We start from the raw sequence: 19,906 nt of genomic DNA, 5'->3' as shown, positions 1-19,906 counted from the left end.
TTAGGTTGTAAACCCCAGATAGTAATGTCACTATTTTCTAAAGTTAAAATGTCCCTTTAGCTCATCACCACTAGGCTTAATTGATATTGGTAAACGCTATGGACATAACAACATGCTGGTGACTATGAGTGATTCAGAGATCAATCGTTTTAAAGTAATTGAATATGTGTGTCAGCGACGGATACGTCGGGCCGATGCTGCCGAGATCCTCAGCTTGAGTGTCCGTCACATCCAACTCCTGATGAACCGACTTCGTAAATACGGTGCGAGCGGATTGGCTCATCGCGCTCGCGGTAAGCCTAGCAATCATCGTTATTCAAGTGGTTATCGAAACTCGGTGCTAAGCCTTGTCCGTGAAAACTACAGCGACTTCTCACCAACACTCGCTCAAGAAAAGTTATCTAAGCTGCACAACTAGCCCATATCAAACGAAACTTGACGTCAATGGATGATCGCCGACGGACTGTGGCTTCCACATTCACAACGCAAACCTCGGGTCTATCAGCCTCGTTACCGTCGTGATTGCTTGGGTGAACTTATCCAAATTGACGGCTCCCATCATGACTGGTTTGAAGGCAGCTGTGACAAATGCTGCCTATTGGTGTTCATTGATGATGCGACTGGCCGTCTGATGAACCTAAGATTCAGCGAGACAGAATCCGCGTTTGACTACATGATGACCACGTGTGAATACCTCAATGAGCACGGCAAGCCCATCGCATTTTACAGTGATAAGCACTCTATTTTTCGAGTGAATCAGGAGAAACACAAACAAGTTGGCCAAACTCAATACGGGCGCGTGTTGAAAGAACTGGCGATAGAACTCATCTGTGCCAACAGCTCCCAAGCCAAAGGCCGCGTTGAGTTCGCTTTTCTACAACGTTGTTTAAGTTGTTAGCCGAAAAAGTTTCGAGAAGTAGAATTGTCAAATTTGTAGCACGAATATGGTACAGGTTTTAGCCAATAAACCATTTTATAACAATGGTTTAAGTCGATATCGATAAAGGTTGAGGCTCATAAAAGTCCTAATTATAACTCCAGCCATATAAAAGTGACACTGCAACTAAAGCGCATGCAAAGATTGAAAAGTAATAAGCTTTGCATGTTCTAATACTGAATCAAGTCTAGCCGTATAAACATGTGTTTAGTTTTATTTTCACACAACGCTATACGCTGCCAGTTACACTGTATAAATAAACAGTACAATCTTTACACCCCGTAAAAACCGCACTTTTTGCTCAAATTCCATTCAAAATCAATGTAATATCGCTTCAATTTGATTTAATTACAGGTTCAACCTATCTCTTTCCTGTATAAAGTAAGTGTGGGTATGTAGATTCCACCGAGGCTAATCAATAGAGCCTCGGACTGCGCCAACGGCATAACATTCACGTCACGTGCGCAGGTAATATAATGAGTGACAAAGCATTCCGAAAACTCAACATATTCCTTTCGATTTTTTGACTCGCAATCACTCTAGTGTCGTTGATCTCTTTTAATACGCTCATGAATAAGAGCTACGTTATTACACCAGACAAATACCCTATACGCGTTAACACAGACAGAGACCACGATGGTGGTACCGTAGGCTCATTACATAAGTCAGAGGATGGCATTAAGTTACAGTGTGACTTTGAACGGACCTATAGTTTAGAGTTCGTTATATCGACCCAAGGTAAAGGGCTCAATCTCTCTACGTTCGATTCGGACACCTCTAAGCGCGCTTTCACCATCGGCATTGCAATAACGCATATGTTATCACGTCATCGATAGCATTCTCTGCTTGATACGTATCCCTCTATAAACAGCTCCCTACGCCTCTAAGTCTCCTAAACACTTGCTCTTAAAGACGCGTATTTGGCTAGTAAAGCTTGCTCTAAGCGGTGGTAAGTCACTCGCGGTATCGGTTTTAAACATTACCGTCGTCACTTATCTCGCACTGTTCTTATATGAAATCCTCATTTGTCTGATTATAAACATTCATGTACTCGTATCCGCTAAAAACAGAAGTCACAACGTCACTAGTCTTAAAAAACACCATACATTGAACCACTGACACAAATGCTGACACCTAAAATAGCAATTGTTTTACTTTCAGATCTTGCTGTAATTTAATTACAAATATAAACCGAGAAAAGCCTGTAAAGTAAATTACTCCGCTGTAACTTGCTGAATTGACTAAATTTAAGGGTTTTGATTAGGCTGGAAATTAGGGTGACTAAAGAGTGGGTATGTACGAGATAATATGCTAGAGGGCAATATATTTAGTTATAGTGCATTAAGGTGTTAAAAAAGAAGGGCTGATGCCCTACTCTTCTTTTTTACTCATTTCTTCACGAATTTGCTCAGCAACCATTTTGATAGCTTGTGCTGTGCTGATGCCCTGAGTCATCATTTCTTGAATTCGTTCAACAGCTTTCTGTTGTTCTTCGTGAGAAAGGGTTGGTAAGTCGTTTAACATGCTCTGCTCCTTTGTTTAGGAGCAGAATCATATAAGGAGTATTAGTAACTAGCAAGGAAATTGATTGAAGCACCCATAGCGTTTTCATTCGTGTAGTTAGCGCTGATGTCTAGCTGGAATAAATTTAGCGGTGACAAACCAATACCGGCTGTGACAGTACCTTCTGAGTCAGAGTAAGCGAGGTTCTTGTAGTACCCTCCCCTTAGCTTTAGCTGACGCAACAGATCAACTTCAGTACCGATACGAATCATCTGTTCGTTGTCATCAAACGATGTGAATTTTTCAGTCTCATTCAAATCGTAATCAACACTTAACGTAAAGTAGTCAGAAACGATACCCGCACCAATTGTGTAAACTGGCTCAAGTTGGTAAGTGTATTTACCGCCGACTTGGTGCATTGCACCACCAGTACTCGTCAGTGTTTTAGTTGTATCTTTGGTTTCAATGTCTCTAGAGATTAAGTTAGTTGCCGCAACGCCGACTCGGAACGGGCCGAAGAACCAAAGTGCACCAGCATCCATGTTAAAGGCAGTTTCTCCATCACTGTTCTCTCTCACATCAGACAAGTCGTAATCATTAACTGAAGCAACGTAGTTGTATGTGTATATACGTTGGATCTTTGGTGTGATACCAAATGAAATGTGTTGGCCCATAAAGGTTTGGTATTTAGCTAAAGAAAGGCCAACCTCAGTTACACCAATAGACACTGCTTCAACGGTAGACAACTCGATTTTATCTGCATCTGAACCTGTGGTGTAAACATTCGGCGTCGCGAAAGATTCTGTGTAAGCTTTAGCGAAAAGGTTTGCCGCGACAAATTGATTAGGAAGCGCAAATGCGACCACACCACCCAGCTCAACATTGGCTTGGTTTCCGTCTAGTTTATTAAGAGCAGCATCTAACTCGGCGGTGCTTGATGCGTCAACAACACTATCAATGTTCGATTTCATGTCGTTGGGGTCGTTATAGCTACCACCAAAACTTGGCGTGATCATACCCATATCATCATTACGACGATAGATAGCAACCAGTGCTGGGTTATAGAATGGAGCTGTTAGGAAGTTTGCTGAAACAACACCAACACCACCCATCGCATCACCACGCGCTTCAATGGCGTAGTTTGCTGCTGAAAGAGGAAGACTGGCGAATGCAATTGACGCTGCGAGTAGTTTTGTAGTTTTTTTCATGCCGTTTATCTTTGTGAGATCCCTTACATAGTTAACGGCACAATTCTAAATTACTTTAACTCTTCTTCGCTAGAAATATCATAAGTTTTACTGATAGTTTGTGCTTGTTCTATCGCTATGTCACCTTGCCAGCGAGAATGCACCATCGAAACGGCTAATACATAACGATCATTAGGCAGTTCTTCGCCCGTCAAACTCATTGGATAATCAGACTCGTAACTCTTACCCCACACCTTATCGTAGTGTTCGTCGACATAATCGTACAAACCGACTTCAAGCTTAGGTAGCGGACAGTATGGATTTAGCAGTTCTTTTTTATCGATTCGCCACGTGTCTTTTGATGCCCAACGAACTTGTTGGCGCATGACAATTTCACCAAGGATAACCCAAGTGCTCCACGAGTTTCCTGCATCATCTTTAACGCTTACACGATACAGGCCCGAATCTAGTTGAGATGCTAAATTATAACGCTTATGGTAAAGGCTTGCTGATGCGTTATTGACGAGTTCGTCGTCTTTGGAGAATTCACTATCAGACGAAACAACTCTATCAACCCACTTTTCAAAGGTGATGCCTTGAATGTTGTTTTTAGATTCAACATCAATCGCTACTCGAAACGTATCACGTCCAGGGCTTTGAATGATGTGTCTTTTGACAACTACCGAACTTATCCAATCAGGTAAGGTTTTCTTGGTTAGGGTTTTACCACAATCTTTGTTCAACGCTTGAGCGAACAGTTCATTGAGGTGATCCTCTCGAGATTGAGAAGAGTTGATTTGCCAAACTTCCACTAACGAATCAAACATCTGAGACAAGTCGTTATCTAAAAGGTGTTTGTGAACTTGAGTTAGAGCGTCGCTGCTCTTAAACCAATCCGCTGCGTGCGCCGTGTTTATAACGCTCGACAGCATTAATAGTGGAAGTAAGGCTTTTTTCATTATGCTTTCATCTTATAACCAACGCCACGTAGCGTTTCAATTTCTAGACCTGGCAGCTTCTGTCTTAGTTGCAGAACATGTGTGTCTACAGTACGCGTTGTTGGGAAATGGTTGTAACCCCAAACGTGGTCAAGCAGCTCATCACGTGTAAATACACGGCCAAGGTTACTTGCTAAGAACAATAGTAGGTCAAACTCTGTTCGCGTTAGCGTAATTTCTTGTTCATTAAAGAACACTTCACGAGTCGCTTTATCAATAACAAGATTTTGAGCGATAACTTTTGAGGCATCTTGTTCTTCAGCGTCTGGTAGGCGAAGTTGGGCGCGAATTCGAGCGAAAAGCTCAGCTTCTGCAAATGGCTTAGTTAGGTAATCGTTCGCGCCTGAATCTAGGCCCGCTACTTTGTCCTTTACTGTGACGAGAGCCGTCAACAAAATAACCGGGATATCTTTCTTTTTCTTCCAGCTTGGAAGCGAATCTACTGAGTCACCATCAGGAAGTTGACGGTCTAGAATAACCAGATCCGCTTGTTCCCAATAGCCTTCAACTTCAGAGATCAGCTCAGCATGCAAACATTCATATCCAGCTTGCTCAAGGCTAACTAATAAACCGTCAGCTAAATTTTTATCATCTTCAACGAGAAGCAATGTCTGTTTCACAAGGTATCTCCAAAATAAATGTTGTTGGGGGGCCGATAAGCGTCATGTGACCGCCCATTTTTCCGACCATAGATTCAACTATTGTCAGACCTAAACCTAGTCCACTCTTACTAACGAATGGTTTTCTTAGCTGTCCCCAATCTTTGCGGGATAAGTCTCCATTATCTATAACTTTGAATGTCAGCTTCTTGTCAGAAGTATTCAGTTCTAGTATCACTGGAGCCACACCGTACTTCACGGCGTTTCTGATTAGGTTGTCGATACACGTTCCTAACCAATATACGTTCACTTTTGCAGCAATGTCTTTATTCACACGTAACTCAATTCCCGGTGCGAAATCTTCTTCAACTTTATATTGCAACCACTCCTCAACACTTGGCACCCACTCAGTGGCTAGTGGTTGGTTATCCGACTGCAAATAGTCTTTACTAGCTTCCGCCAACTGTCTTAAACGACGGGTGTCTTCACACAATCTACGGAACTCATCATATACCGATTCTGGCAAGTGTTCGAATTCACGCCTAAACCCTTCAACCGTCAAAGATAAGCTCGCGATGGGCGTTCTTAATTCATGCGTTAAAATTTGAAGCACCAACATCCGGCTTTTCATTTCTTGTTTTTTGCTATTCCAGCGGTAAACCGCCCAGCCTAAAACCAGCATGATGTTGGCGATAACCAAGATAAACATTGCGACTTGTAGCAGTTCTGAATGATCTTCGATTTCCCAACACACGTTACCGCGCTGCACGAAACAGCTGTTGCCTTCTGACGACAAACTGAAAGACAACCCGGCTAGCGTTGCATTTTCATTCCACACCGATTCTTTGTATAGATAGTAGCGGTCACCGCGTTTTACCCACATCTCATTAAGCTCAACAAACATACTCGCGCCAGCTAACAATGCGGTTATGGCCTCGTTATCCATTTGTTGTAAACGCGATAAGAGTTCGTCATGCTCTGTATTTGGTCGTTCTTGGATGTGCATGAAGCGCTTCAAATCATCAAACTTTTCTGGGTACTTCTCAACGTACCTTGCAGCATAAGAGCCGCCACCAGGGTGAATCAAGCCACTGCGACTAAACCAACGGTCGGAAAGTTTCGTTCCCTTACATAATGCACGAGTGAAAACTAAAGGCTCTGTGATCAAAGGACTTAACGGCAACTTTCCGCTGCAAGTTTTAGATAATTGGTATAGGCGTTGGATGTCTTTCAACGGATACTCTGCTGTTTGTGGCAGCATAGAAGATGGCATGATCAACCGAGTTGGATAATCAGCCTGAAGCAGTCGAATATCATAAGATTCAACGGCCGTTTCATGATCAAAGAGTTTGGTAAAGTTATCGATACGCTCAGGCAAAGAGTCAGCAAAGGCGTTTACTGAGACTGATAACGTAGCAATAAGAAGAGTCAATGTTTTTTTGATGATCACAAACCAACGCAAATTCATATAGATCAAACAAATATATACCATTCGCTATCAAAGATAAATTTTTAACCGCGTGAAAAACAATGTTGATTCAAGGGACAACGATTGCCTTGCGGGATTGTAGACAAATACGCCGAGATATTTAGAAACATACCTGCCTACCTACTTACAAGAGAGCAACTGGAACTTTCATCAGTTAAGTAAGAGCTCCAAATACGTGCAACATCGTTACGAGCAAAAAAAGGAGCTCAATTGAGCTCCTTAGTATTACAACATGTTCTAACTTTTATAGGTGCTCTAAAATACCCAAGCAACTCTGTTTAGCATCACCAAACAGCATCTGCGTGTTCTCTTTGAAGAACAATGGGTTTTGAACGCCAGCGTAACCGGTATTCATCGAGCGTTTGAACACGATAACATTTTGAGCGTTCCAAACTTCCAATACAGGCATGCCAGCGATTGGGCTGTTTGGATCTTCTAATGCTGCTGGGTTAACAGTGTCATTTGCACCAATAACCAATACAGTATCTGTCTCATTGAAGTCATCGTTGATTTCGTCCATTTCAAGAACGACATCATAAGGTACTTTTGCTTCAGCAAGCAGTACGTTCATGTGACCCGGTAACCTACCCGCAACTGGGTGGATACCAAAGCGAACATTGATACCTTGTGCTCTTAGTTTTTCAGTAATCTCATGCACCGGGTATTGAGCTTGAGCTACTGCCATGCCGTATCCTGGAGTGATGATAACTGACTTAGAGTTTTTCAGCATGTCCGCAACATCTTCAGCCGATGTTTCACGATGTTCACCCTGCTCTTCATCACCATCAGACACAACCACTTCTTGACCAAATCCACCAGCGATAACGCTAATAAACGATCGGTTCATTGCTTTACACATGATGTACGACAGAATGGCACCTGACGAGCCAACCAATGCACCCGTTACGATTAACAGGTCGTTTGCCAGCATGAAACCTGCCGCCGCCGCCGCCCAACCAGAGTAAGAGTTCAACATAGAAACAACCACTGGCATATCTGCACCACCAATCGATGCCACTAAGTGGTAACCGAAGGCGAATGCGATCAGAGTCATTACCATTAGCGCAAACATGCTGCCATCGGCTTTAACAAACGTGATCATTAACAATGTAGAGGCAACAATAGCTGCTAGGTTCCACTTATGCTTATGAGGAATGTTTAATGCTGACGAAGAGATAACGCCACGAAGCTTACCAAACGCAACAATAGAACCCGTGAAGGTAACCGCACCGATGAACACACCAAGGAACACTTCCACTAGATGGATGACGTGTTCTGCATGTGTTGCCGCTTCAGGAGCATCAATGTAACTGTTGTAACCAACAAGTACCGCCGCCATACCTACGAAGCTATGCAAGATAGCCACCAGCTCAGGCATTTCGGTCATTTCTACTTTCTTTGCGTAGTGGATACCAATACCGCCACCGATCACCATTGCAATGATAATCCACACAATACCTGACGAGTGAGGGCCAAAGATCGTCGCGATCAACGCGATTGCCATACCCGTGATACCGTAATAGTTACCTGCACGTGCAGATTCCTGCTTCGATAATCCAGCCAAGCTCATGATAAAGAATACAGCAGCAACAATATAAGCTGCTTGTACTAATCCTTCAGACATCTGTTACTCCTTAGTCTTTACGGAACATTTCAAGCATACGTTTGGTCACAGTAAAGCCACCAAAGATATTGATACTTGCAATTAATACGGCAATAAATGACAAGAACGTGACTACACCACTTCCTTGTCCTATCTGTAACAGCGCACCTACTACAATGATCCCTGAGATAGCGTTAGTAACGGACATCAAAGGTGTATGCAGAGAATGGCTTACATTCCAAACTACGTAATAACCCACCACACAAGCGAGAACAAAAACGGTAAAGTGAGATAAGAACGCAGCAGGCGCAACCGACGCTATCCAAGCAAAAGCACCAACGGCAACCGCCATACCGGCCACTTTTTTGATTGGAGAGACAGGCTCTTCAACTTTTGGCTCAGGTTTCACAGCTTTTGGCTTAGCCTGTTGTTGTGGTTGAGCTGAAACTTGAATTGGTGGCGCTGGCCATGTGACTTCGCCTTCTTTAACAACTGTAACGCCACGCAGTACAACATCATCAAAGTCAATGTTAATGTTGCCATCTTTTTCTTTGCAAAGTAGTTTCAGTAGGTTAACTAGGTTAGTTGCGTACAGTTGAGATGACTGAGTCGGCAATCGACCAACCATGTCTGTATAACCAACCACCTTCACGCCATTCGCCGTTGTGATCACTTGATCTGCAACCGTGTATTCACAGTTCCCGCCATTTGCAGCAGCAAGATCCACAATCACGCTACCTGCACTCATGCTGTCTACCATCTCTTTGGTAATCAGCTTAGGTGCTGGACGCCCAGGGATAAGAGCGGTTGTAATAATGATGTCGACGTCTTTCGCTTGAGCCGCGTAAAGTTCTTCAGCTTTCTTATTGAATGCCTCAGACATCTCTTTTGCGTAGCCGTCACCAGCACCTGTGTCTTCCTGGAAGTCGACTTCCAAGAATTCAGCGCCCATAGACTCTACTTGTTCTTTTACTTCAGGACGAACGTCGAACGAACGAACAATCGCACCTAAACTACCTGCGGCACCAATCGCCGCTAGGCCCGCAACACCCGCACCGGCAACCAACACTTTCGCTGGTGGAACTTTACCTGCTGCCGTGATTTGACCTGTGAAGAATCGACCGAATTCGTGCGCCGCTTCAACAACAGCACGATAACCCGCGATGTTTGCCATAGAACTCAAGGCATCTAGCGCCTGAGCTCTCGAAATACGTGGCACAGAATCCATCGCCATCACGTTGATGTTACGAGTGGACAGTTGTTCCATTAATTCTGGGTTTTGAGCGGGCCAAATAAAGCTGACCAATGTGGCGCCATCTTTAAGCAATTCGATTTCATTTTTAGACTCGTCAACGATTGGAGCGTTAACTTTAAAGATAATATCGGACTTCCACGCTTCATCGGCGGTAACAACTTTTGCTCCAGCTTGTTCATAAGCTGTATCTTCAAAACTTGCTAACGCGCCGGCTTGTGATTCAACACAAACTTCAAACCCTAATTTTAGAAGCTGTTCTACCGATTTCGGCGAAGCAGCGACTCGCGTTTCTCCCGCGAGTGTTTCTCTTGGTACACCAATTTGCATAGCGATTCCTTGACTATTGGCACAATGACTTATTCGTTTGTATCTAACGAGAACTAATACTTCAAGCGTTTTGTTCAAAGAACAGGAAAAGTTATTACTTATAACGATTTAGTTGAGTTTTCGGCGCTTCATTTCAATCAATATTGGCCATCTCAAACAAAGAGGTCAAACCACTTTCTGATAATCCTTTAAATAACAACCTACTAGCTGTTCTTTATCCCTAAAACTAAAAAGAGCTTTCAGCATATACACTGAAAGCTCTCTAAATGATGACCAACATCAATTCTAACCCCAATTGGTTAGCTAAATATATTGTCGCCCATTTGATCAATGAACATCTGCGATTTCTTGAGCATCAATTCGTTGGCGTCTTCTTTGTTTGAAACAACATCAGAACGAATAAAACGATGAGTTTTGATTTCACCGTCGACTTCTTTCTCGATTCGCCCAGCGACACGATATTGACCAGATTCTGCAATGGCATCTTGGTAAATATTAAACCCTTTGTATTCTACTGGCTCAATGTCTACTTTTTGTTCAGTTTTTTCTTTGCCACCAAATAATCTAGAAAAGAATCCCACGTTTTTACTCCTTAAATGACCGTACTGACTCTAAACTATCATGACTATTTGCTGTTCAACAATGGCTTTTCACACCATTGCAATTCTACGTCATCATCAAAATTGTGTTGACTAAATATAACGGGCACATTGTCGTCACGTTCGCGTCTTCGGTCGTCAATGATCATGCTTTCTGCATTTTTGACCGCGATCTCACTATTTCGTTTATAGAGCACTAACTTGTCTTCTGGTAGGGCTGCAAGAAAATCGATATCAAAGCGAATGTAAATCGGTTTAAGTTGGCCTAACGCCAAACACGCGAGATCCGCCAGTTGTTCGTTGGTGTAACTAGACACATATTCCTCGGTAGTCAAAACATGACCAACAAGCGTTTCCATGTAATTGTGTACATCCACACTGATTTGCATACTACATCTCCGTTTGTAGTGTTTTATGATATTGCTCTTAACAACTTATTATAACTAACCGCTTGTTGTCACTTCCGTTTTTCATAACTGCCCATTTATCAGAATGGCCTGATTACCCTAACTGTCTGTTTATCAGGGCTATCAGTTCACTGTGACTATTTGCCTGTTATTACGGTTCGCTTATTCGTGATTAACCATTAATTGATACTATCAGCGTACGTTTTGTTAAGTATCTATAACAGCGAATTAATTTCTCATATATACTGTGTAGTTCGTTCTACGGTTAATAGCAACTCAAATACATATAAATATGGTTGCACCAATCTCGCCCTATGACCATGTTTTTGCTCTAATTTACGCAAAAAACTTGGCAATCGCTTGTTTAACCGTATGCTAAGTATAAAATTAAATTATAAGATCATCAGTACACTTTAGGCTCTCCACATAAATGGCATCTTCTTTTGTAACGTCGAGCTTGTTTCGATTTTGCTTTCCCTTACTTTTATTAGTAATGTTACTCGTAGGTATGAACAACGTCATTCTCGTGACGGAGTCAAACTTAGGGTTTGCTAGCAACCTCCCATATATTCTATTGAGCGTTGCCGTTCTGTTGTGTCATACATTCAGACAAGGCCGCATGGCAATGGTCTCTTCGACTATGCTTGTCGCATATCTCATTATCCAAGTTCGTTTGCAAACACCGCTAAACACAGGCACTACATTATTAGAGTTGTCTCTCCTTGCCACACTACTGCCAGTTACCTGCTTATTAGTCTATGCCTTCCCCGACAATGGCGTTAACTCTAAATCGATGTTCTTATATGCGTTGGTTGTGGTGTTGTTTATGGTCTGGGCACAGCTTATTGTTTCTCACTTCCATGCGGGCGGTTTTGAGTCGTGGAGCGAAGGCATACTGTTTACGGTAAGAGATTTTTCTAAGCTGCCATTTGTGCTCGTGTTGTACAGCCTTTGTTTATTAGGCTTAACGGCCATTTTGGTTTTGGTTTATAACCGCTCTATCGACGTTGTGGTTTATAGCGCTATCTTGCTTGCTTCATCTACCTTCACATTTTTTGATGTACAGTATATTTCGAGTACGATGTTTTCTTTGTCTGGAACATTGATAATCATCTATGTGATGTCAGCAAGCCACGATATGGCTTTTAATGACCAACTCACTAATATTCCTGGCCGACATGCATTAGAAGTCGATATGAAGCACTTAGGGCGTAAATACTCGATGGCGATGGTCGATATTGATCACTTCAAGACGTTTAATGATACCTACGGACATGACATTGGTGACGATGTTCTCAAGTTAGTCGCACGACTCATCACTGAGACTGGTGGCGGCGCACGTGCTTATCGCTATGGCGGTGAAGAGTTCACGATCATCTTTAAAGGTAAATACGCAGACCAAGTTAAAGCTGACCTACAGGCACTCATCTCTGATATCCAAAATTACGACATGATTATTCGTAATACTCACGAACGCCCTGATGATCATGAAGTGGGTATGAAAAAGCGCGGCCAAAGTAGTAACCCGACAGAAGTGGTGAATGTTACGGTAAGTATTGGAGTATCTGATAGTACGACGACCAAACACCCTGAAGAGGTTTTAAAATTGGCCGACAACGCACTGTATAAAGCCAAAGAAACGGGTCGCAACAAGTTGATTGTTAGTAACTAAGTAACTAAGTAACTAAGTAATTTAATCGGGAATGGCTAAAACGCTTCATAGCGCGATTCATTAATCAGAATAAAATCAATGAATACCAGAGAGGAAGATCAATCTTGGTTAAAGAAGATAACTAAGCTCCCTCCTTTCAAACTGCTTCCATAATTAATCGTCAATCCAATCCCGACATTGTCCACCCAATCATTAAACAGATTAGGATTGAGCAACCAGCCTACACTGCCTTCGTAATAGGACGATGTTCCCATAGATGCAACCGTATCGCCCCCGATATCAATTCTTCTGATACTTGAATACATCGAAGTAATGTTTTTATCCCAGCGTATTAAGTCGTAAAAGATCTTGGCTTCGTTTGCGATGTACCAGCCTTCAGGGTGCCCAATGTTGCCTTCATTCGCCTCACCCCAACCAATACCATTAAAGTAATGCCAACTGGTGCTTAGTTTGTATTTTCCCCAGTCATGCTTGTCTTCAAAGGTCAGTTTTACCTTAGGTTCTACGATGTATGCCCATGCGTCAGTATTCAGATACACGCCATCCAGTTGATCTTTATAAGGCTCAAGTAATGATGAGCGATATTCAAAGTCATTGCGATAATAAGAGATGTGGTTACCAATCGCCGAGCTAAAGCTCCAGTGTTCATCCAACTGGGTAACATTGGCAAATTCAAGATAACCAGAAACTACTGATTCTTTTTGAAAATCACTTTTCGTTGTCGATGCGTACACAACATCTTTCTCGATACGCAACGCTGATAGACGTAATGTTATTTCTTGATGATTACCTTCAATGTACTCTGGAAGTTCAAACGTATACGGAAAGCTGATCGAAGCAATATCTTTTCTTCGGCTCACAGAATCATTGGAACCAATGTCTTCGTTATCTAAACGAAAAACTTTATTGGGATCAAAGTTATTAATACCAAAAGTAAACACATCCGTATCGTTAAGCAATACGCTCGTCGCGAACGTGCGTTCGATATCCTTTCTAACTAGATCAGACAACGTAGTGGCACTCACTATTGCAGGGAAAACAGAGCAAAACAGCGGTAGGACAATCGCCTTGTTTGTTTTTACCAAAGGGCATAACTTTGAGTGTGGCATTTCTCTTATCACTAAATAACTTCCTAGCAGGCTGCTATCAGAAGTCTAAATTCAAACATAGAAAGGAGCTTGTCTATTAACGAGCAAGCTCCAAAATGTTGCGCTGTATAAAGGTATTTCTACCGCTTTGTTTAGCTTGATAAAGCGCTTGGTCAACCTTATCGTAGATAGACGCAATTGACTCATCGCCTCCCGGTATAAACGACAACACACCTTGTGACACTGTCACCCTATCAGACACCGTTGAATGATCGTGTGCGTAATTCATCTCATGAAGCGCTTCTTTGATTCTCATGGCCTGTAGACTAGCCGCTTCACTGTCCGTATCACTCAGAATTAAAACAAATTCTTCACCGCCATAACGACCAACATACTCACCCGCACGGACAAAGAGCTGTTTAAGGGTGCTTGCAAGCCCCTGTAAGCAACTATCTCCTTGAATATGGCCGTAATTATCGTTGTAGGGCTTAAAGAAGTCTACATCCAGTAGTATGACTGTCATAGGTATATTACGTCTTCCATGCCATGCAATACTTTCTTCAAGCTTAGTATCCATATATCGACGATTATACAATTTGGTAAGGCCGTCTTCGTTGGCCTGTTGTTGAAGGAGAATGTTGAGCTCTTCGAGTTTGGCGGTACTCTGCTTTAATTCTCGTCGCATATGAGCGATACGCTGCATCGCAATCAACTTGGAATTTAGAACAACTTTGTTAACTGGCTTAATCAGGTAATCGTCACCGCCAGCATCGATAGCCTTAGCGATCATTGCTGGCTCTTCGTGACCACTCAAAAATATAATAGGAACCCATTCTGGGAACCGACTACGAACCTCGTTAGCGACTTCAAAACCATCCATGTCTGGCATGCTAATATCGAGTAATACGAGTTCAGGATCAAAGTCAGAATAAACATCCAGGGCTTCTCTGCCGCTGCCTACAGCTTCAACAATATGACCCAGTTGCTTAAGCCGAATCGCAAGTTGCATTCTGTCTAGTTGAACATCATCAACCAGCAATATGCGCATCGAAGATCCCTTTTCTATCATCACATCACCTTTATCTAGTGTTGAATATTCAAAGTAGCTCAAATTTGGGCTTAAATCATGCCCTAATCTCTATATTATATTGACTTTTTTACAGATCTTTTTAGCATTGTTTCTTTTTAAAGAGAAATACTATGTCAGACGCTACAAACAACGAACCACAAGAAATCGATTTAACGACCATCTCGCCAGAGCTTCGTCAAGTTATCGAATTTGATGAAGTGCCAAAAGAGATGCACTTTATGGTTACTTCTATTCATGAAGTGTCTGAAGAAGCAGTACGTGAAGCATGGAATAGTCTTCCAGCAAGCGCACAAAATGTTTTGGACAACTTCGAGCAGTTCCACGCTCTAATCAGTGTTAGCCAAGCTTTCGCTGGTGTTAACGTGATGGAAGAGTTCCCTACTCTTAAACTTCCAGAAGATATGTCTGACGAAGAAAAAGAAGAGTACCGAGCTCAACTGCTAGACCAAGTTCTACATAATTGTGTAAAAGACATGGTTAAACAAATCAAGAAAGCTCGTCGTGATGCTATCTTGAAGCGTGATTTTAAAGAAGTTTTTACTAAGTAAGTCGGGGCTAGCCTAGATTAGGCTGAGCGCTAACAGTATTACTTATTGACTAAGCCGCATGTTGCTTCAAACACGCGGCTTTTTTGTTTTCATTAATCTTATGTTTGCTAATGGTATCAGCGCTGCCATCGTGTCATGTCGTTCGCCGTTATGCTCATACACTCATAAAGTCTGGCGTAAAAAATACATTAACACAGTACAAACGTAACGCGTGTTTCCATTCATGGAATCAAGATCGAATTTTAGTGTACGAACACGTAAGGTATCAACGATGCACACTACCTAAGCTACAATTCCAATCTAAAACTAAGCCGAATCTTAAATCCAAGAAACCTGAACTAAAACATCAAAACCGCTTTAATGCGTAACCGCAATATCTCGCTGCGTGACACTCACACCTTTGATTTGTGCGTAAACTTGTTGACCAATTTCTAGGTTTAACTCATCCAGCGCCCACAGTGTGATAGTAGCCCACAGATAACATCCAGGTTCTAGTTCCAATTCGACAGCGACAGACTGTTTGTTAGAGCCCTGCTGATGCGTCTCTACGCTTCGAATGGTCACAGGAAGAATATTACGTATCGAAGTCCTTTGTGGCTGTTCTAGTGCGATAGAGACGTCATTTGCCCTAACTTGCAGCCTTACCGAAGCACCAATCTCACTTGACACTTTTTGAACCCATAACGATGTCGATTTTCCTAGCATTAAGCGAGACAGCGCATAATCATCATTGTGCTCAGCTAAAGTCGCTTCAAAAAGCGAACTTTGTTCTGAGAAAGATTGCCACGGCTGCATTGCTCTTGATGCCCATACCTCTTCGGTTACTCCCGATGAAATAACTTTGCCTTGCTCAATAATCACTAAGTGATTGGCTAAGCGTAAAATCTCATTAAGACTGTGAGTAACATAGATGATCGGGATCTGAACAGTTTCAGATAAATTTTCCAGAAACGGCATCACTTCACGTTTACGCGGCAGATCCAAAGACGCAAGTGGTTCATCCATCAACAGAATGCTTGGCTTAGATAACAGTGCACGGCCAATTGCCACACGCTGCTTCTCTCCGCCAGATAAGCGAGCTGGATAACGATCAAGTAACAAACCCAAAGATAACAACGAAACAATTTGGTCAAAATGCGCTTGATCGGCTCTTTTCATACCGTACTTAAGGTTCGCCGTCACCTTCATGTGCGGGAACAATCGAGACTCTTGGAACACATAACCGACATTGCGTTGGTGAGTCGGTAAATTAACGCCATTCTTGCTATCAAACAGAATGGTTCCAGATACACTGATCAAACCCTTATCTGGCTGTTTTAGACCACTAATCGCATTAATGAGTGAAGTTTTTCCCGCGCCAGAACGACCAAAAATTGCAGTAATACCGCTACTTGGCAGCTCCAAGTCGATATCGAAAAAGGTTTCACCAAGTTGTTGTTGATACTGGAGGACTAATGCACTCATGCGTTTCCTCCCAATCGCTGTGATGATTTTCTATTTAGCCATTCAGATAACATCAACGAACTAAGCGCAATCACAATAGAGATGACGCACAAACGCGCCGCTTCCATTTCTGCACCAGGGGTTTCGATAAAGGTATACATGGCCAATGGAATAGTTTGTGTTTCACCGGGGATATTGGAAACAAAGCTTATCGTCGCGCCAAATTCACCTAAGCTTCTTGCAAAAGAAAGCATTGTGCCGGTGATGATCCCAGGGATCATCAAAGGTAAAGTGATGGTGAAAAACACACGGATCGGAGAAGCGCCCAATGTAGCTGCAGCTTCTTCGAGTTTACAGTCTACTGTTTCTAAGCTGAGCCTGATAGAGCGAACCATTAACGGCAACGCGACGACAACACAAGCAAGTGATGCACCCTTCCAGCTAAAGCTGAATACAATACCAAACACGTCATTGAGCCATGCACCTATTACCCCTTGTCTGCCCATCATCACCAACAACAAATAGCCGATAACCACAGGAGGGAGCACCAAAGGCAGATGCACGATGCTTTCTATAATACTTTTGCCAATAAACTGCTTTTTAGCAAGCAGCCACGCTAAGCCAATGCCGATAGGAATAAGCCATAAGATGGCAAACCCAGCAACTTTCAAGCTCAACATTAACGCTTGATATTCGTATTCCGATAAATACATCATTTAGCGCACTTCAAATCCAAAACTGTTCAAGGTGTTCTTCGCGTTCTTGCTCCTTAGAAAAATATAGAACTCTTCGGCAACCACTTTATCGCTCAACTTCGCTACAGGGTAACGTATCGGGGTATGTAAGTCTGATGGGAATGTCGACACTAGGTTCACTTCTTTAGAAAGCAGCGCATCTGTTTTGTAGACAATGCCAAGTTTAGCTTCACTACGCTCTACCAATGCCAACGCCATACGAACATTGTTGCTTGGCGCTAATCGAGCTTTAACATCATTCCAAACACCTAAAGCTTCTAACGCTTCTTTCGCGTAGATACCCGCAGGAACCGACATTGTGTTCCCTACAGCAAGTCTTTCATTGGTAAGCAGTTTAGCCCATTGTTCACCCTTTGAGAGATTCAAAGATACTGGCACCTCTTTCGGAGAAATCAGCACAAGCTCGTTTTCACACAAGTTTGTGACATTGTCACTATAAACCAATTGGCGGTCGACTAAATACGTCATCCATTTGTCATTGGCCGAGATAAAAATGTCTGCTGGCGCGCCTCTTTCAATTTGGCGCACCAAAGAAGAGGTGCTCGCATAAACAGGAATCACATCGACAGAATGATTCTTTTCAAACTCTTCAACCAACAAATTTACTGCATTCGTCATCGATGATGCGGCATAAACTCGTAGTTTTTCAGCAGCAAAAAGATGAGTCGAACTCAACGATGTCGCAAATGCTAAGGTGACAAGGGTGACGAGTTTTTTCATTTTAATCACTTATCTATTATTCGTTTTATTTATGACCTAGAACGCTAGGCTCAGGCCAAAACCTTTAATTCAGGCCAAAGCAGGTCAAGATTTAAATGCTCTTCGATAGCATCAGCGATTCGATTAATACCCAACTCTTTAAGTTGTTCATGGTCAATCGCTTTTACGCCGTTGGCTCCCGCCCATCCGCAAATAAGCGACAACGCATCACTGTTATCGAATACGCCATGCAAGTATGTGCCAAATATCGAGTTATCTTGATTCACAGCGCCATCAAGGTTGCCTGATTCTAACTGAACTGGGAATGACGTTTCATTGACATCGGTCCTACCTACGTGAATTTCATAACCTTTTACTGGTGCTGTTTTTCCATCAAGTGTCATGTTGCCGCGTACGTTGGTTAAGGTCTTCTGCTGCGTTAAGATCGTTTCTGTATCTAAATACCCCAATCCTTTACTACTGCCCGGCTCACCTTCCACACCATCTGGATCGTGGATGATATTGCCTAACATCTGATAGCCACCACAGATCCCCATCACCTTGCCGCCTAAGCGAAGATGACGCTGAATGTCTTTATCCCAACCTTGTTCTTTTAGGTAATCTAAATCCGATCTTACTGATTTTGTACCCGGCAAGATAACCAAATCCGCGTTATTTACGCGCTCGTCTTTGCCTACGTAACGTAAATCAATTGAAGGGTTGAGTCTTAGTGCATCAAAGTCTGTGTGATTGCTGATTCTAGTTAACACCGGAACCACGACTTTAAGTTTAGCTTCTCCGTCAGACTCTTGCGCAGATGTGATGGCATCTTCCGCTTCAAGGTTAAAACCATGCAGGTATGGCAGTACACCAATTACTGGTTTACCGGTTTTCTCTTCTAACCAATCTAGACCCGATTGAAGCAGCGCAATATCGCCTCTAAAGCGGTTAATCACAAAGCCTTTTACTCGAGCTTGTTCAGATTCAGATAATAGAGCCAATGTTCCATATAGGTGCGCAAACACGCCGCCACGGTCGATATCAGCCACGATAATGACTGGGATATCCGCTTTCTCAGCAAATCCCATGTTGGCGATGTCATTTTCACGTAGATTGATTTCAGCCGGGCTACCTGCACCTTCAATCATCACACTTTCATATTCGGCAGAAAGTCGATCGAATGAATCAATTACCGTATTCATCGCAACTTTTTTATAATCGTGGTAGCCGGTCGCTTCCATGTTGCTCAGTGCTCGACCTTGAAGAATCACTTGCGCGCCTGTATCAGAATTGGGTTTTAGCAATACAGGATTCATGTGAACCGTCGGCTCAATATTACAAGCTTGCGCCTGAACGGCTTGAGCGCGACCTATTTCACCGCCATCTTTCGTCACAGCACTGTTTAAGGCCATATTCTGTGGTTTGAAAGGTGCCACTTTGATTCCTTTCCTTGCCAAGACACGGCATAAACCTGCCACCAAAACACTTTTCCCGGCATCTGACGTTGTGCCTTGAACCATAAGGGCGCTTAAAGGTGATCGCATTTGTACCTAAATCCTTAATTTCTTGATTTGTAATTGCTATCTGTTGGCAATATTTCTCTGCCACCATCTTAACGCCATTGCCGAGTAGATGCTCAATAAAATGAATGGAAAATGAATGTGTTACTCACTCTGCATTCAAACCGAGTGTTGTTTAATAGCCTCA

Annotated in this window: 18 protein-coding genes and 1 pseudogene; 4 read left to right on the top strand and 15 right to left on the bottom strand. The window is 42.7% G+C overall.

The annotated features are described in order from the left end of the window. Positions 1–124: 124 nt before the first annotated feature. Both SJY39_RS18720 and SJY39_RS18715 read left to right on the top strand, forming a co-directional pair. Positions 125–871 (top strand): annotated as a pseudogene (locus SJY39_RS18720) (ISNCY family transposase); the annotation flags it as partial. A gap of 635 nt (positions 872–1,506) precedes the next feature. Beyond that, positions 1,507–1,773, top strand: coding sequence for a hypothetical protein (locus SJY39_RS18715; RefSeq protein WP_371956739.1), 267 nt, complete (start codon positions 1,507–1,509; stop codon positions 1,771–1,773). Between the two features lie 535 nt (positions 1,774–2,308). Here the strand turns inward: SJY39_RS18715 and SJY39_RS18710 are convergent. From SJY39_RS18710 to SJY39_RS18670, 9 genes are all read right to left on the bottom strand, one after another. Next, complete coding sequence (locus SJY39_RS18710) at positions 2,309–2,461, bottom strand: YoaH family protein (protein WP_010429681.1); 153 nt, start codon at positions 2,459–2,461, stop codon at positions 2,309–2,311. A 41-nt stretch (positions 2,462–2,502) separates the two neighbouring features. Continuing rightward, positions 2,503–3,648, bottom strand: coding sequence for a conjugal transfer protein TraF (locus SJY39_RS18705; protein WP_010429683.1), 1,146 nt, complete (start codon positions 3,646–3,648; stop codon positions 2,503–2,505). Between the two features lie 50 nt (positions 3,649–3,698). Next, complete coding sequence (locus tag SJY39_RS18700) at positions 3,699–4,586, bottom strand: DUF2861 family protein (protein WP_010429685.1); 888 nt, start codon at positions 4,584–4,586, stop codon at positions 3,699–3,701. Beyond that, positions 4,586–5,245, bottom strand: a complete 660-nt coding sequence (vxrB, locus tag SJY39_RS18695; RefSeq protein ID WP_010429687.1) for a response regulator transcription factor VxrB — start codon at positions 5,243–5,245, stop codon at positions 4,586–4,588. The genes SJY39_RS18700 and vxrB overlap by 1 nt, the downstream gene beginning before the upstream one ends. Further along, complete coding sequence (gene vxrA / locus SJY39_RS18690) at positions 5,220–6,692, bottom strand: sensor histidine kinase VxrA (RefSeq protein WP_010429689.1); 1,473 nt, start codon at positions 6,690–6,692, stop codon at positions 5,220–5,222. The genes vxrB and vxrA overlap by 26 nt, the downstream gene beginning before the upstream one ends. A 265-nt stretch (positions 6,693–6,957) precedes the next feature. Beyond that, positions 6,958–8,337: a Re/Si-specific NAD(P)(+) transhydrogenase subunit beta gene (gene pntB, locus SJY39_RS18685; protein WP_010429692.1), complete on the bottom strand. Its 1,380-nt coding sequence runs from the start codon at positions 8,335–8,337 to the stop codon at positions 6,958–6,960. A gap of 10 nt (positions 8,338–8,347) precedes the next feature. Next, positions 8,348–9,898, bottom strand: a complete 1,551-nt coding sequence (gene pntA / locus SJY39_RS18680; protein ID WP_010429694.1) for a Re/Si-specific NAD(P)(+) transhydrogenase subunit alpha — start codon at positions 9,896–9,898, stop codon at positions 8,348–8,350. 299 nt (positions 9,899–10,197) lie between these two features. Next, positions 10,198–10,479, bottom strand: a complete 282-nt coding sequence (locus tag SJY39_RS18675) for an HlyU family transcriptional regulator (protein ID WP_010429698.1) — start codon at positions 10,477–10,479, stop codon at positions 10,198–10,200. A gap of 44 nt (positions 10,480–10,523) precedes the next feature. Beyond that, positions 10,524–10,886: a late competence development ComFB family protein gene (locus SJY39_RS18670; RefSeq protein ID WP_372042760.1), complete on the bottom strand. Its 363-nt coding sequence runs from the start codon at positions 10,884–10,886 to the stop codon at positions 10,524–10,526. 448 nt (positions 10,887–11,334) lie between these two features. Between SJY39_RS18670 and SJY39_RS18665 the strand changes: the two genes are divergently transcribed. Further along, the gene (locus SJY39_RS18665; RefSeq protein WP_171342274.1) at positions 11,335–12,576 is read left to right on the top strand and encodes a GGDEF domain-containing protein; all 1,242 of its coding nucleotides are present in this window, start codon (positions 11,335–11,337) and stop codon (positions 12,574–12,576) included. A 98-nt stretch (positions 12,577–12,674) separates the two neighbouring features. On the opposite strand, the gene SJY39_RS18660 is transcribed toward SJY39_RS18665, so the two are convergent. Together SJY39_RS18660 and SJY39_RS18655 are read right to left on the bottom strand one after the other, a co-directional pair. Then, entirely contained in the window at positions 12,675–13,685 is a 1,011-nt protein-coding gene (locus SJY39_RS18660) for a Solitary outer membrane autotransporter beta-barrel domain (RefSeq protein WP_102282416.1), read from the bottom strand. 76 nt (positions 13,686–13,761) lie between these two features. After that, positions 13,762–14,733 carry a diguanylate cyclase gene (locus SJY39_RS18655; RefSeq protein ID WP_016795356.1) on the bottom strand — a complete coding sequence of 324 codons (972 nt, stop codon included), beginning with the start codon at positions 14,731–14,733 and terminating at the stop codon, positions 13,762–13,764. 131 nt (positions 14,734–14,864) lie between these two features. On the opposite strand from SJY39_RS18655, the gene SJY39_RS18650 reads away from it, so the two are divergent. Continuing rightward, on the top strand, positions 14,865–15,302 hold the full coding sequence (locus SJY39_RS18650) for a DUF3069 domain-containing protein (protein WP_010429711.1): 438 nt from the start codon (positions 14,865–14,867) through the stop codon (positions 15,300–15,302). A 357-nt stretch (positions 15,303–15,659) separates the two neighbouring features. On the opposite strand, the gene modC is transcribed toward SJY39_RS18650, so the two are convergent. From modC to SJY39_RS18630, 4 genes are read right to left on the bottom strand one after another with little or no spacing between them, the layout of a single operon-like run. Beyond that, a complete protein-coding gene (gene modC, locus SJY39_RS18645) occupies positions 15,660–16,766 on the bottom strand; it encodes a molybdenum ABC transporter ATP-binding protein ModC (protein WP_010429714.1) in 1,107 nt (368 codons plus the stop codon). Further along, positions 16,763–17,461, bottom strand: a complete 699-nt coding sequence (gene modB, locus SJY39_RS18640; RefSeq protein ID WP_016767194.1) for a molybdate ABC transporter permease subunit — start codon at positions 17,459–17,461, stop codon at positions 16,763–16,765. Before modB ends, modC begins: the two co-directional genes overlap by 4 nt. Further along, positions 17,462–18,220, bottom strand: a complete 759-nt coding sequence (modA, locus tag SJY39_RS18635; protein WP_016785257.1) for a molybdate ABC transporter substrate-binding protein — start codon at positions 18,218–18,220, stop codon at positions 17,462–17,464. 50 nt (positions 18,221–18,270) lie between these two features. Beyond that, positions 18,271–19,743 (bottom strand): cobyric acid synthase, encoded by a 1,473-nt coding sequence (locus SJY39_RS18630; protein WP_016792866.1) that lies wholly within the window; start codon positions 19,741–19,743, stop codon positions 18,271–18,273. Positions 19,744–19,906 lie beyond the last annotated feature (163 nt).

This window comes from Vibrio sp. R78045, assembly GCF_042466085.1.
GTDB lineage: Bacteria > Pseudomonadota > Gammaproteobacteria > Enterobacterales > Vibrionaceae > Vibrio > Vibrio cyclitrophicus.
This window is presented reverse-complemented; position numbering and strand designations above follow the sequence as displayed.